Source organism: Nonomuraea sp. NPDC001699 (genome assembly GCF_053596455.1).
Map to the genome: position 1 here is coordinate 21,731 of NZ_JBSFGF010000038.1, position 12,567 is coordinate 34,297.

Sequence of the window (12,567 nt, forward strand, 5' to 3'; positions counted from 1 at the left end):
GTCTGGGGCATGAGAGTGATGCGTGCGGAACGACTTGGCGGACCCGACGTGCTGACCCTGGCCGAGGTGCCCGATCCGGTGCCGGGCCCCGGCCAGACCCTGGTGGAGGTCGAGGCCGCCGGGCTCAACTTCGCCGACATCGAGCGGCTGCGCGGGTCGTACCTGCCGCCGGAGCTGCCGTTCGTGCCGGGCGGCGAGGTGGTGGGCCGGACGGCGGAGGGCCGCCGGGTGCTCGCCTTCGCCGAGCGGGCCTACGCCACGAAGGCGCTGGTGACGGAGGCGGTGGAGATCCCCGAGGAGCTGCCCGCCGGCGCCGCGCTGGCGCTGCTGGTGCAGGGCCTGACCGCGTGGCATCTCGTCCGTACGGCGGCGCGGGTCGCGCCCGGGGAGAGCGTGGTGGTCAACGCCGCCGCGGGCGGGGTGGGTCACCTGGCGGTGCAGCTGGCGAAGGAGGCCGGGGCCGGGCGGGTGATCGGCGCGGCGTCCACGGCGGACAAGCGGGAGCTGGTGCTGAGCCTCGGCGCGGACGCCGTCGTCGACAGCGCCCCGGACGGCTACACCGGCCGCCTGGTCGAGGCCAACCGCGGCGCCCCGGTGGACGTGGTGCTCGACGCGGTGGGCGAGCCGCTGCTGGAGGCGGCGCTGCACGCCCTGGCCCCCTTCGGACGCCTGATCACGTACGGGGCCTCGGGCGGCCTCGATCCCCGGCCGATCGACCCGGGGCTGCTCGGCGAGCGCAACATCGCGGTGGGCGGCTACTGGCTGGGCGCGCACCTGCGCCTGCCCGGCAGCACCGCCGCCGCGCCCTTGACCGACCTGATCGAGCTCACCGCCGCCGGACGCCTGCGTCCCATGACCGGCGGCGAGTACGACCTCGCGCAGGCCGGCCAGGCCCTGGCGGACCTCGCGGCCCGCCGTACCGTCGGGAAGGTCATCCTGCGCAACCGCTGAGACGGCCCGGCCCCGGCGGGGGCCGGGGCCGGGGCCGGGCAGGTCGGTTTCACCTAGGCGATCAGCAGGCGCAGGCCGAGCTCGGCCTCGTCGAGGCCGGCCAGGTCCCGGTTGCGTTCGGCCCACCGGCCGGAGGCGAGGTCGTCACCCAGGTCGCGCACCACGCGCCGCTCGGTGTCCGCGCCGAGCCTGGACCAGACCGACATCCCGCGCCGGACGTTCTCCTCCAGGTACGCCTCCGGCCGCCGCCAGAAGGCCTCGAAGAAGCCGTCGGCGCAGTCCCACGGTATGGGCACCGGTTCCAGGCGGGCTCCGACGGCGTCGGCCAGCTCGGTCACCAGCGGCCGGCCGGCCACGAGGTCCATGACCTCGGGCAGGTAGTCGCGCGAGAGCCAGAACCGGTCGCGCCAGCCGGCGGCACTGGTGTCGTGCGTGAACACCACCACGCGGCGGGCGACCCGCCGCATCTCGCGCAGCCCCGCGATCACGTCCGGCCAGTGGTGGACGGACGAGACGGCCATCGCCGCGTCGAAGGCCAGGTCGTCGAACGGCAGGCGCTCGGCGGCCCCCGCCAGGCACGGCGCCGCCCCGGGAGGGCGCTGCGAACGCATGAGCGCCGACGGCTCCACCGCGAGGACGTACCGGCCGGGCGGCTCGTAGGAGCCGGTGCCCGCGCCGACGTTCAGCACGGTCCGGGCGTCGCCGAGCGCGGCCCAGATCCGTTCGGCGATGCGCGGATCGGTGCGCCGCGTCGCGGTGTAGGCGGTTCCGATGGTGTCGTACAGCGGCGCGCCGGACATCGGCACTTCCCTTCTGGCCGTCGTCCCCGGCCTTGTGATCACTGTTGCCCGGATCGAGCGGCGTGTGAAGGCCCCTTCGTGGCCGTGACGGTCACAACCGCCGGACGCGCAGCACGGCGGTCAGCATGGGAAGGGTGAACTCGCCCTCGGCGGTCTCGGGACGGCTCGCGAGGTAGGCGCGGATGCGAGCGAGGCGCGCCGTTCGTTCCTGTTCGGGCATGACCAGCATCCCCGCCCTGGTGGCGAGCGTCTCGACGAGGGAGTCGGCGGTGCGGCGCTGCCCGTGCGGGAACTCCGCCTGCTCCGGCGACCCGAACCGGGCGGGCGCCCCCGTCCTGGGCAAATGCATCCCGGCCGTCTCGGCGCGCCAGCGGGCGGGCGTGTCCCGCGGGCCGACGGCCTCGTCCCCGCTGACCCGGGCGAGCCCGGCGACCCAGTCGATCCCGTCGTCGAGGACGTTCCACAGGCCGGCCAGGACGCCGCCCGGCGCGAGGACCCGGGCGATCTCGGGGCCCGCGACGGCCATGTCGAACCAGTGCATCGCGTTGCCGGCCAGCACCACGTCGACGGAGGCGTCCGGCAGCGGTATCGCCTCGGCGCTGCCCGGCAGGGCGCGGACGTCCGGCAGCGCGCGGCGCAGCTCGGCCAGCATCTCCGGGTCGGGCTCGACCGCGACGACCTCGACGCCCGTCCCGGCCGGTGTCCCGGTCAGGGGCCCGGTCAGGGGCCCGGTCAGCATCCCGGTCAGTGTCGCCGTCAGCTTGCCGGTGCCGGCGCCGAGGTCGAGCACCCGCCGCCCCGGCGCGCCCTCCAGCGCCCAGGCCGCCGCGGCGTGCGCGTAGTCGGGGCGGTGCTCGGCGTACGCGGCCGCCGCGGCTCCGAATGACGAGCTGTGACGTAGCCGTTCGTCCTGCTGCACGCGATCTCTCCTCCCGCCCCGCCCGGCCGGACCGGGCCGTGGGTCACCCGCATCCTAAGATCGCCGCCGTCTCCGCGAGCGCGTGCGCGGCGGCGGATCCAGGACAGATCTAGGACCCCGCGGGGTCGGTGGTGCCGGTGTAGGCCGGGACGGGCAGCGGGCGGTCGAGGAGGAAGGCGCCGATCAGGCCGCCGTAGAGGTCGGGACGGCCGTTGGCGATCGAGTGGCCGGCGCCGGGGACGTACACCAGGGTCGAGTCCGGCAGGGTGCGCCGGTAGTCGTAGGTGACCTCCCACTTCAGGTAGTCGCACTGCCCGCGCATGATGAGCACCGGCACCCGTACCCGGCGCAACCGGGGCCGCGGGTCGGGGAGGGCGGCGGCGTCCTCGGCGGTGACCTGGTTGCTGTAGAAGCCGGGCGGGTTCCCGTGCACGGGGGCGGGTTCGGCGCCCGCGCAGCCGGTGGCGTCCTTGGCCACGAGCAGCAGCGCGCGCATCCGGGCGTCGGCCTCGGCGTCGGGGACCAGCGCCCGCGCCGCGGCCGGGTTCACCCCCAGGAGCAGCGACTGGACCAGCATCCGCGGGGAGCTCGTCAGCGCGTCGGCCCTGGCCTGGAGGGGGGCGGGCAGGCCGTCCCACGGGCTGCCGACGCCGCCGGGGAAGGCGGGCTCCCAGATGGCGCCCGGCGAGGTGAGCACGGCCTTGGCGACCCGGTCGGGGTGGGCGGCGAGGTAGGCGGCCGACAGGGTACCGCCCCACGACCTGCCGACCAGGATGAGTTTCGGGACGCCGAGCGCCTGGCGGACGGCCTCCAGGTCGGCGACGTGCCGGGCGACCGTGTAACCGGCCGGGTCGGCCAGCCGGGTCGAGCGGCCCGCGCCGAGCTGGTCGTAGGCGTAGACGTCGAACCCGGCGGCGGCCAGGTCCTCGCTGCCCTCCGGCAGCCCCTCGCCGGGCGTTCCCGGCCCGCCGTGCAGGAAGATCACGGGTGGGCGGCCCGCCGTACCGGACCCGGCGAGCTTGACGTAGGCGAGGCGGGAGCCCGTCGGGAGCTGCCAGAACGCGACCCCGGGAGGCGTCGCGGCGGGCGGCGGGACGGGAAAGGGACGGAAGGCCGCCAGCCCGGCGAGGGCGGCGAGGGCCACGGTGTTGACCACCACGTAGGGAAGGACCAGCCGGGGCAGCCCGAGCATCCGCAGCGCGGGACGTCCGAGCAGCCCGCTGACGGCGGCGACGGCGAGCACCCCCGCCCCCGCGAACAGCGGCACGGCGGCCGTCACGGCCGCCACGAGCAGGAAGGCCAGAGCCCCGGCGGCGACCGCGGCGATCTCGGCGCCCACCAGCAGGATCGCGCCTGACACACGTTTCATACGGCACAACGTTAGGAAGGCGGGCGCCGCCTCTCCTCCTGCCCGCGATCGAACCTGACCCCCGCCCGGCGGCGGGGGTCAGCCGGCCCCGGGACGGATCAGGCCCGACTCGTAGGCGTGGATGGTCGCGTGCAGCCGGTCGCGCACCCCGAGCTTGGCCAGGATCGCCGCCACGTGATCCTTGACCGTGGCCGGGCTGAGCGCCAGGACGGCGGCGATCTCGGCGTTGGACAGCCCGCGCGCGACGTGCCCCAGCACCTCGCGCTCGCGGGAGGTGAGCCCGTCGGCCCGCGCGGGCGGGCCGGGGTCGGCCGCCGCGGCGAAACGTTCGAGCAGCCGCCGGGTGATCACCGGGTCGAGCAGCGCGTCGCCGCGCGCGATCACCCGCACCGCGTCGACGACCCGGGCGGGCTCGGCGTCCTTGAGCAGGAACCCGGACGCGCCCGCGCGCAGCGCCCCGAACACGTACTCCTCCAGCCCGAACGTCGTCAGCACGACGATCCTGGCGCCGGGGGTGCCGGCGGTGATGCGGGCGGTGGCGGCGAGCCCGTCGAGGCCGGGCATCCGGACGTCCATGAGCACCACGTCCGGCCGCAGCTCGGCGGCGAGCGCCACGGCGGACTCCCCGTCGGCGGCCTGCCCGACCACGTCGAGGTCGGGTTCGGCGGCCAGCACGGCGGCGATCCCGGCCCGGACCACCGCCTGGTCGTCCACGACGATCACCCTGATCATCTGGGCAACCATACCCGCACGTCGTCGCGGCCGCCGGTGGCCAGCGCGCCGCCGTACCCGTCGGCCAGGGCGTGCAGCCGCCGCCGGGCGCGGCGGGCCGCCGTCCCCTCGACCAGGACGCCCTCGGGGAGGTAGGACACGGTGATCCGCTCCCCGGCCAGTTCCTCGACGGCCCTGAAGACGCCAACCTCCAGCTCGGGGGCCAGCCCGCCGAAGTCGCCGACGTGGCGCACGCCCGCCTGCCGCCGCGCGGCCAGCACCTCCAGCCCGGCGAGCGTCGGCGGCGGGCCGTCGGCCCCGGCGGGGCGGCGCAGCTCGTCCAGCAGCCGCCGGAGGGTGTCGATCCCGGCGCGGGCGGCGTCGAGGACCGCCTGGAGGTCGCCCTTCCCGGCCGCCGCGACGACGGCGTCCGCGTGCCGGACCGCCGTGCCGCGCAGGCCCTCGGCGATCCGCTCGCGTTCGCCGCGGGCCACGTCCGCCAGCCGGCCTCGGAGCAGGTCGCGCTCGGCCGTCTCCGCCGCCCGCCGCCGCGCCCTCGCCCCGCCGACCAGGACGCCGGCCGCCCACGCCGGGGCCGACAGCAGCGCCACGGCCGCCGCGAGCACCGCCCACACGGCCGTCCGGTTCCCGGAGATGCCCGGGCCCAGCGCCAGCGCGAGGCCGCCCACCAGACCGACGGCGACGATCGCGAGCACGCCCTTGCGCCTGGGGTGGTGGGCGCCGAAGGCGTAGAGCTGGGCCAGTTCCACCCACCACGCCCAGAGGAACAGGTCGCCCGCGGGGGTCGGGGTCCAGCCCGCCATCGCCACCGGATAGATCGACAACATCGCGGCCAGGCTCCACCCGGGCCGCCGCACCCGCCACCACAGGGGCAGGGCGTGCAGGACGAAGAGCGGGCCGAGCACGAGGAAGTCCCGCGGCGCCGGAGTGCCTCCCGGCAGCAGGCTCGCCCCCATCGTCAACGCGACGGCCAGCCCGGCCAGCGCCGCGTCCCACGCCCGCCGCCCGCGCCACCACGCCCCGCGGAGCGGGGCCGGTCCGGTGGGGGCCGGTCCGGTGGGGGCCGGGAAGGCCGCTCGGACCGTCCAGCCGCCGGTGTCCGGGCCGGCGGTGAGCGTGCCGCCGCAGGCCGCCACGGTGGTGGCCAGCCCTGACAGGCCGTGGCCGGTGCCGAGGTCGCCGTGCTTCCCCTCGCCTCCGGTGTCGCTCACCTCGACGGTCAGGCGGCCGGGTCCGGCCAGGACGGCGATCTCCAGCCGGGCGCCGGTCGCGTACCGGGCGGCGTTGGTGAGCGCCTCGCGCACCACCCGGTAGGCGGCCGCCGCGATCTCGGGGGACGCGGCGGCGGCCGTCCTGCGGTAGCGCACTCCGCCGGGCACGGCCCAGTCCTCGACCAGGGTGTCGATCGCCGCCAGGCCGGGGGCGGCGGCCCGCGAACCGGCCAGTTCCGCGCGGGCCAGGCCGGCGGCCTCCCCGGCGTGGCGCAGGGCGGACTCCCGCAGCGCCGGATCGGCCACGTGCAGCGCGGACGCCGCCGCCACCGCGATGCCGGTGAGCCGGTGCGCGGCGGTGTCGTGCAGCTCGGCGGCCATCCTGAGGCGTACGGCGTCCGCCACCGCCTCGCCGGCCCGCGCCCGCGCCGCCCGGTGCGCGGCCAGCGCCTCCCGCCGGGTCCGGCGCCGCCGGTGCGCCCGCCCGAGCGCCCAGACGACCGCGCCCACCCCGCCCGCCGACAACGCCACGCCCGCCGACGCCTCCGGCGGCCATCCGCGGACCGCCGCGACGACCGTCGCCGCCGCCACCAGGCCCGCCGCGACCGCGACCGTGATCCCGGCCGTGCTCCGGACGGCGGCGCCGTACAGAAGGGCGACGCCGAGGAGCACGCACCACAGCAGAACGGAGGTCACGGCGTCAGGCTAGCTTCCGCGGATCGACAGCGCCCCCTCCGCTTCGACCACATCGGGCAGATCCTGGCCGGCAGGAGGATTAGCCCCCCTCGCTGGACGGGTCGGCGTTCCGCAGGGACCTGGCGCGGATCATCGACCAGGGTCAGCGGCGCACCTTGTACCGCAGGTGCAGCACGCCCTCGCCCTGGACGACGACGTGCGGGCCGGCCAGCAGGTGCCGCCCGTCGAGGCGGCCGAAGTAGCGCTTGCCCGACCCGAACACCACCGGCACCACGTCCATCGCCACCTCGTCCACCAGGCCGGCCGCGAGGATCTGGCCGCCGACGTCGCCGGCGTTCACGCTGACGACCCGGTCGCCGGCGAGCTCCTGGGCCTTGGCGACCGCGGCCGTCACGTCGCCGGCGAAGTGGTACGACGCCTCGGGGTGCCAGCCCTCGGGCTTGGGCCGGTGGGACACCACGACCACGTGGTCACCCGCGGGCGGCCGCCCTTCCCAGCCGTTCACCAGGTCGAACAGGGTGCGGCCCATGACGATCACGCCGATCGAGGCCCAGATCGGCCCGACGTACTCCGCCGACGCCTTGGACATCCGGAAGCGGCCGCCGGTGCCGGAGTGGTCGTAGTCCTGGTCGTCGTCCGGGGTGATCGGGGTGTCGCCGTTCCAGTACCAGTCGTGGAGGGGCCCGACGGCGTCGTGGTCGTCGGCGATGAAGCCGTCCACCGACATCACGTTGTGCATGATCACTGTGCCCACGGGGTCTCCTCGGTGCTCGTCGCGCGTTCGCCTCCGATCCTGTCGCCCCCGGGGGCGGCCGGGCTTGTAGAAAATCAATCGGCGGGCATCGGGCCGTTGTCCGGCGGGAACCCCGGCTCGGCGGGGAACCGGCGGCGCAGCGCCAGGTACTCCGTCGGGGTGTGTCCGGTGAAGTCCTTGAACTCCCTGCCGAAGTGGGCCTGGTCGAAGTAGCCCGCCGCGTGGGCGAGCCCCGGCCAGTCCACCGGACGCGGCGCGTCCACGGACAGGATCAGCCGGGCGAATCGGTAGATCCGCGCCACCCGCTTCGGGGTGACGCCGACATGGGACCTGAACTGCGCGGCCAGGTGGTTGCCGCTCACCCCGGCGGCGTCGGCCAGCGCGCCGACCGGGACGACGCCGTGCGAGGTCTCCAGCCGGTCGCCCGCGTGCCGGACGAGGTCGAGGTTGCGCGACCCCGCCCCGGCGAACCGCGACCGCAGCTCCTCCTCCACCACCCGCAGGATCTCGGCCGCCGGGACGACGTCGCCCGCCCGCTCGCGGATCCGGTCCACGAACCGCTGCCAGACGGCGTCCACCGGCACCCACCGGTCGCGTAGCTCGGACGCCGGCACCCCGACGAACGGCGACAGCCCCCAGGGCTTGAAGTGCACCCCGACGAGCCGCACCCGCGCGGGGTACTCGTATTGGAACCGCCTGGTCCACATCCCCATGAACCATCCGTCGGCGAGCACCGCCGGCGGCACGGAAGGGTCGGAGTCCCACAGGCGCGTGGGGCCGCCCAGGTTGATGAACAGGTGTCCCGACGGCATCGGCGGGACGCTCATCCGGCGGTGCCGCGGCACTCCGGTCAGGCAGTAGATGTCGTCGATGAACCGGTCGAGCGGCGGCGCGGGCGCCCGTCCGACGTATCGCATGGGTCCAGTGTGGCGGACGGGGTTCCGGGCCGCGTGCCTCGCCCTGTCTCGGCGGCCTGAGCGGCGCGTTTACAGTAAGGGGTTGTGCTTTACGGCAGATCTGCGGAAATCAGCGCCCTTGACGAGGTGATCGCGCGGGCCGGCGAGGGCTCCGGCGGCGCGGTGGTGTTGCGCGGGGAGGCGGGGGCGGGCAAGACGGCCCTGCTCGACGCGGCGGCCGCGCGCGGCGGCGCGATGCGGGTGTTGCGGATCACCGGTGTGGAGTCCGAGTCCGACCTGGCGTTCGCCTCGCTGCACCAGCTTCTGTGGCCGGTGACCGGCTCGCTCGACGCGTTGCCCGAGCCGCAGCGGGTGGCCGTCCGCGCGGCCCTGGGGCTGGCCGCCGGAGGGGACGGTGACCGGTTCCTGCTGGCGGCCGGCGTGCTCTCGCTGCTGGTCGAGGCGGCCGCGCCGGACGGGCTGGTCTGCGTGGTGGACGACTTCCAGTGGGTCGACCGGGCCTCGGCCGACGCGCTGCTGTTCGCCGCCAGGCGGCTGGCCACCGAACGCATCGCGCTGCTGCTCGCCGTGCGCGGGGACGCGCCGGTCAAGGGCGTGCCGCTGACGGTGGAGGTGCGCGGGCTGGCCGAGGCCGCCGCGGACGAGCTGCTGGAGTCCCGCCATGGCGTGCTGCCCGTCCAGGTGCGGCGCGAGCTAGTCACGCTGACCGGCGCCAACCCGCTGGCCCTGGGCGAGATCGCCGCCCGCCTGACGCCCGCGCAGCTCGCCGGACGCGAACCGCTGCCCGACCCGCTGCCCGGCGGCGCCCGGCTGTTCGGCGACCGGGTGGCCGCGTTGTCGGCCCCCGCCCGGCTGACCGCCCTGGTCGCCGCCGTCGAGGGCGACCTCGACGTGGTCCTGCGCGCCGCCGACCGGCTGCTCGCCGAGCGGGCGGCGCCGGTTCCCGGGAAGGCCGGGGCCGGGCGGGCGGCGTTGGCCGAGTTGGAGGAGGGGGAGCTGGCGGAGGTGTCGGGCACGAGTGTGCGCTTCTGCCATCCGCTGATCCGGTCCGCGGTGCACGAGGCGGCCGCCCCGGCCGAGGTGCGCCGGGTGCACGCCGTCCTGGCGGAGCTGACCGCCGACGACCGCCGCGCCTGGCACCTGGCCGGGGCCGCCCTGGGCCAGGACGAGGAGGTCGCGGCCGCGCTGGTGGCCGCCGCCGGGCGGGCGCGCGACCGCGGCGGGTACGGCGCCGCCGCCACCGCCCTGGCCAGAGCCGCCGAGCTGACCCCGGAGTCGGACACCCGTGCCGTCCGCCTGAAGGACGCCGCGGTCGCGGCCTGGCTCGGCGGCCGTCCTGGCCAGGCGCAGTCGCTGCTGGCCGAGGCGCGCGAACGGGCCGCCGGGAACGCCGCCGTCACCATGGAGATCGCCCAGCTCCGCGGCCGGTTCGAGCTGAACTCGGGCAACGCCGCCGAGGCCGTACGCATCCTGGCGGCGGGCGAGAGCCTGGACATGCTGGCCGACGCCTCCGAGGCGGCCGCGTACGTCGGCGACACCCCGATGATCGTCGAGCTCGGCCGGCGGGCGGCGGCGCACCCCGAGGGTTTCCTGCGGGACGCGGTGGCCGGGATCGGCCTCACCCTCGACGGCGACGCCACCGGCCCCGGCCTGCTGCGGCGGGCGCTGGCGCGGGCCGGCGAGCTGGAGGACGCGGCCGCGCACCTGTGGGCGGCGGCCGCGGCCAGCCAGCTCGGCGAGACGGACCTGGCCGCCGAGCTGACCGGCCGGGCCGGGCAGGTGGCCAGGGTGTCGGGCATGGCGGGGCAGTTGCCGGTCGTGCTGGAGTTCGTGGCGACCGCCGAACGCCTGGCCGGACGGCTGGCGCGCAGCCAGGCTCTCTCGGAGGAGGGGCTGGAGCTGGCCCGCGAGGCCGGCTACGAGAACACGGTGGCCGCGCACCTGGCCAACCTGGCGGTGGTGGCGGCGCTGCGCGGCGAGGAGGAGGCCTGCGAGCGGCAGGCCCGCGAGGCGCTGGCCATCGCCGTCCCGCATCGGGTGGGGCTGCGGGTGGGGGTGGCGGCGTACGCGCCGGCGCTGCTCGACCTGTGCCTGGGCCGGCACGCGGCGGCGCGCGACCGGTTCGCGGCCATCGCCGCGGCCGGACCGGGCGCCGGGCATCCGGCCGTGGTCTGGCGGACGACCCCCGACCGGGTCGAGGCCGCCGTCGGGGCGGGTGACGAGGCGGCCGCGCGGGCGGCGCTGGAGGCGTACGAGCGGTGGTCGCGGCACGCGGCGACGCCGGAGTCGCGGGCCTTGCTGGCGCGCTGCCGGGGTCTGGCCGACGGCCGCGAGGACGCCTTCGAGGAGGCGCTGCGCCTGCACACCAACCCCTTCGAGGCGGCCAGGACGGCTCTGCTGCTGGGTGAGCGGCTGCGCCGGGGGCAGCGTCCCGGCGAGGCGCGGGCGCATCTGCGGATGGCGTGGGAGACGTTCGAGCGGGCGGGCGCGCGGCCGTGGGCGCGGCGCGCGCAGGAGGAGCTGCGGGCGGCGGGCGAGAGCGGGCAGGCGCCGCCGGTGGCCGTGCTCGACGCGCTGACCCCGCAGGAGTTGCGCATCGCGGGCCTGGTCGCCGACGGGTTGTCCAGCAAGCAGATCGCCGCCCAGCTCTTCCTGAGCCCGCGTACGGTCGAGTACCACCTGTACAAGATCTATCCGAAGCTGGGCATCGGCTCCCGTACTGATCTGGCGCGACTGGTAGTTCTACAGAAGGCGCCGGTAACCGGCGACGGCAGGATCTGAGTCATGCAAAACGTGAACATCTGGAGCGAAGAGTTCGGCGCCGAGAACGACGAGCCGATTCTGCTGATCATGGGTTCGATGTCGCAGGGCGTCCTGTGGCCGGACGAGTTCGTCGGCCGCCTGACCGCCGGCGGCCGCCGGGTCATCCGGTACGACCACCGCGACACCGGCATGTCGGACACCGTCGACTTCGAGGCCGATCCGTACACGTGGGAGGCCATCAAGGACGACGTCTACCGGGTGATGGACGCGCACGGCCTGGACAGCGCGCACCTGGTCGGTCATTCGGCCGGTGGGCTGCTGGCGCAGTTCGTGGCGGTGGAGCGGCCGGAGCGGGTGCGTTCGCTGACGGTGATCGGGTCCTCGCCGCTGGGCGGCGGCGAGGGCCAGGTGATCATGCGGGCGCTGCTCGGGCAGCCGCAGCCGGAGGGGAGCCTGCCGGAGCCGGCGCCGGAGTTCGTGGCCTTCTACCAGGCGCTGATCGCGTCCCCGCCGCCGGCGGACCGGCGGGCGGCGATCGACGGCATGATCGCCGAGCAGCGGCTGCTGCACGGCACCGGGCTGCCGTTCGACGAGGACGCGGCGCGCCGGGCGCAGGAGCGGATCTACGACCGGGCCCGGGACCTGTCGGCGACGGTCAACCATCGGCTGGCGGCGGGCGCCAAGCCCGATTTCGAGCCGGTGGGCGTGCTGGGCCAGGTCAAGGCGCCGACGCTGGTGATCGAGGGCAGCCACGAGCCGGCCAAGCCGGGCCATGGCGCGCTGATCGCCGAGCAGGTGCCGGGGGCGCGGTTGATGATCGTGGCGGGCATGGGGCACACGCTGCCGCCGGAGGTGCACGAGGAGCTGGCCGCCGCCGTCCTCGCGCACACGGCCGGGTGAGCGCGCGCCGCGGAATACCGGTTGGCCGGGTTCTCCCTCATGTCCCAAGATGGGGGTCATGATCAGCATTCCGCCGCGTACGGCCACCGACGCCTACTTCGCCAGGTGGGACGGGTCGAGGCGTCTCGACCTCGCCTTCGACCTCGACCTCGGGGAGCTGCTGGAAGGCCACCACGTGGTCGCCCGCGGGCTGGAGCTGTCGGACGGCGGCGGGCTGCTGCACTACGAGTTCGTCCCAGGGGTGCGGGAGGACGAGACGGACAGCAAGGGGCCGTTCTTCTGGTACTGGATGTTGTCCACCGAGGACGACCTCGGCACCGACTACAGCGGCGACAACAACGGCGCCTACGACTCGAGGGGCGGGCGGGCCGCGCACGGAAGCCGCCACCTGGGCGGGGTGGTCCCGCCCTCGGCCCGCCGGCTGCGCGTGACCTTCAGGCCGGCCGAGGGCTGGACGCCGCCGGGACCGTGGTGCCGCGAGCTGGACGTCACGCTCCCGGACGGCCCGGTCACGCAGACGTGGACCGGCCCGCGCCGGGACGCCGGCTGACGACC

General features: G+C 76.1%; 11 protein-coding genes. 4 read left to right on the plus strand and 7 right to left on the minus strand.

The features are described from left to right. Positions 1–9 precede the first annotated feature (9 nt). A complete protein-coding gene (locus tag ACWCSU_RS49495; protein WP_449943881.1) occupies positions 10–951 on the plus strand; it encodes a quinone oxidoreductase family protein in 942 nt (313 codons plus the stop codon). Between the two features lie 53 nt (positions 952–1,004). Here ACWCSU_RS49495 and ACWCSU_RS49500 read toward each other — a convergent pair whose 3' ends face one another. From ACWCSU_RS49500 to ACWCSU_RS49530, 7 genes are all read right to left on the minus strand, one after another. Then, a complete protein-coding gene (locus ACWCSU_RS49500; RefSeq protein WP_357708554.1) occupies positions 1,005–1,751 on the minus strand; it encodes a class I SAM-dependent methyltransferase in 747 nt (248 codons plus the stop codon). Between the two features lie 91 nt (positions 1,752–1,842). Further along, a complete protein-coding gene (locus tag ACWCSU_RS49505; protein ID WP_449943884.1) occupies positions 1,843–2,670 on the minus strand; it encodes a class I SAM-dependent methyltransferase in 828 nt (275 codons plus the stop codon). Positions 2,671–2,779: 109 nt separating this feature from the next. Next, positions 2,780–4,039 carry an alpha/beta hydrolase gene (locus ACWCSU_RS49510; protein ID WP_449943886.1) on the minus strand — a complete coding sequence of 420 codons (1,260 nt, stop codon included), beginning with the start codon at positions 4,037–4,039 and terminating at the stop codon, positions 2,780–2,782. A gap of 78 nt (positions 4,040–4,117) precedes the next feature. Continuing rightward, positions 4,118–4,771, minus strand: coding sequence for a response regulator transcription factor (locus ACWCSU_RS49515; protein ID WP_357708560.1), 654 nt, complete (start codon positions 4,769–4,771; stop codon positions 4,118–4,120). Further along, complete coding sequence (locus tag ACWCSU_RS49520; RefSeq protein ID WP_449943890.1) at positions 4,768–6,678, minus strand: sensor histidine kinase; 1,911 nt, start codon at positions 6,676–6,678, stop codon at positions 4,768–4,770. Before ACWCSU_RS49520 ends, ACWCSU_RS49515 begins: the two co-directional genes overlap by 4 nt. 142 nt (positions 6,679–6,820) lie before the next feature. After that, positions 6,821–7,432, minus strand: a complete 612-nt coding sequence (locus tag ACWCSU_RS49525; RefSeq protein WP_357708564.1) for a dihydrofolate reductase family protein — start codon at positions 7,430–7,432, stop codon at positions 6,821–6,823. A gap of 74 nt (positions 7,433–7,506) precedes the next feature. Beyond that, positions 7,507–8,349, minus strand: a complete 843-nt coding sequence (locus ACWCSU_RS49530; RefSeq protein ID WP_449943893.1) for a DUF6597 domain-containing transcriptional factor — start codon at positions 8,347–8,349, stop codon at positions 7,507–7,509. 84 nt (positions 8,350–8,433) lie between these two features. On the opposite strand from ACWCSU_RS49530, the gene ACWCSU_RS49535 reads away from it, so the two are divergent. The 3 genes from ACWCSU_RS49535 to ACWCSU_RS49545 are packed head-to-tail and all read left to right on the plus strand — an operon-like array spanning position 8,434 to position 12,562. Then, the gene (locus tag ACWCSU_RS49535; RefSeq protein ID WP_449943896.1) at positions 8,434–11,130 is read left to right on the plus strand and encodes an AAA family ATPase; all 2,697 of its coding nucleotides are present in this window, start codon (positions 8,434–8,436) and stop codon (positions 11,128–11,130) included. Between the two features lie 3 nt (positions 11,131–11,133). Further along, complete coding sequence (locus ACWCSU_RS49540; protein ID WP_449943899.1) at positions 11,134–12,012, plus strand: alpha/beta fold hydrolase; 879 nt, start codon at positions 11,134–11,136, stop codon at positions 12,010–12,012. 58 nt (positions 12,013–12,070) lie between these two features. After that, a complete protein-coding gene (locus tag ACWCSU_RS49545) occupies positions 12,071–12,562 on the plus strand; it encodes a hypothetical protein (RefSeq protein ID WP_449943902.1) in 492 nt (163 codons plus the stop codon). The last annotated feature ends 5 nt before the right edge of the window (positions 12,563–12,567 follow it).

Excerpts from the sequence above, each read along its gene's own strand:
- ACWCSU_RS49495 (WP_449943881.1), top strand. The coding sequence starts at position 10 with ATGAGAGTGATGCGTGCGGAACGACTTGGCGGACCCGACGTGCTGACC.
- ACWCSU_RS49500 (WP_357708554.1), bottom strand. The coding sequence starts at position 1,751 with ATGTCCGGCGCGCCGCTGTACGACACCATCGGAACCGCCTACACCGCG.
- ACWCSU_RS49510 (WP_449943886.1), bottom strand. The coding sequence starts at position 4,039 with ATGAAACGTGTGTCAGGCGCGATCCTGCTGGTGGGCGCCGAGATCGCC.
- ACWCSU_RS49515 (WP_357708560.1), bottom strand. The coding sequence starts at position 4,771 with ATGATCAGGGTGATCGTCGTGGACGACCAGGCGGTGGTCCGGGCCGGG.
- ACWCSU_RS49530 (WP_449943893.1), bottom strand. The coding sequence starts at position 8,349 with ATGCGATACGTCGGACGGGCGCCCGCGCCGCCGCTCGACCGGTTCATC.
- ACWCSU_RS49540 (WP_449943899.1), top strand. The coding sequence starts at position 11,134 with ATGCAAAACGTGAACATCTGGAGCGAAGAGTTCGGCGCCGAGAACGAC.
- ACWCSU_RS49545 (WP_449943902.1), top strand. The coding sequence starts at position 12,071 with ATGATCAGCATTCCGCCGCGTACGGCCACCGACGCCTACTTCGCCAGG.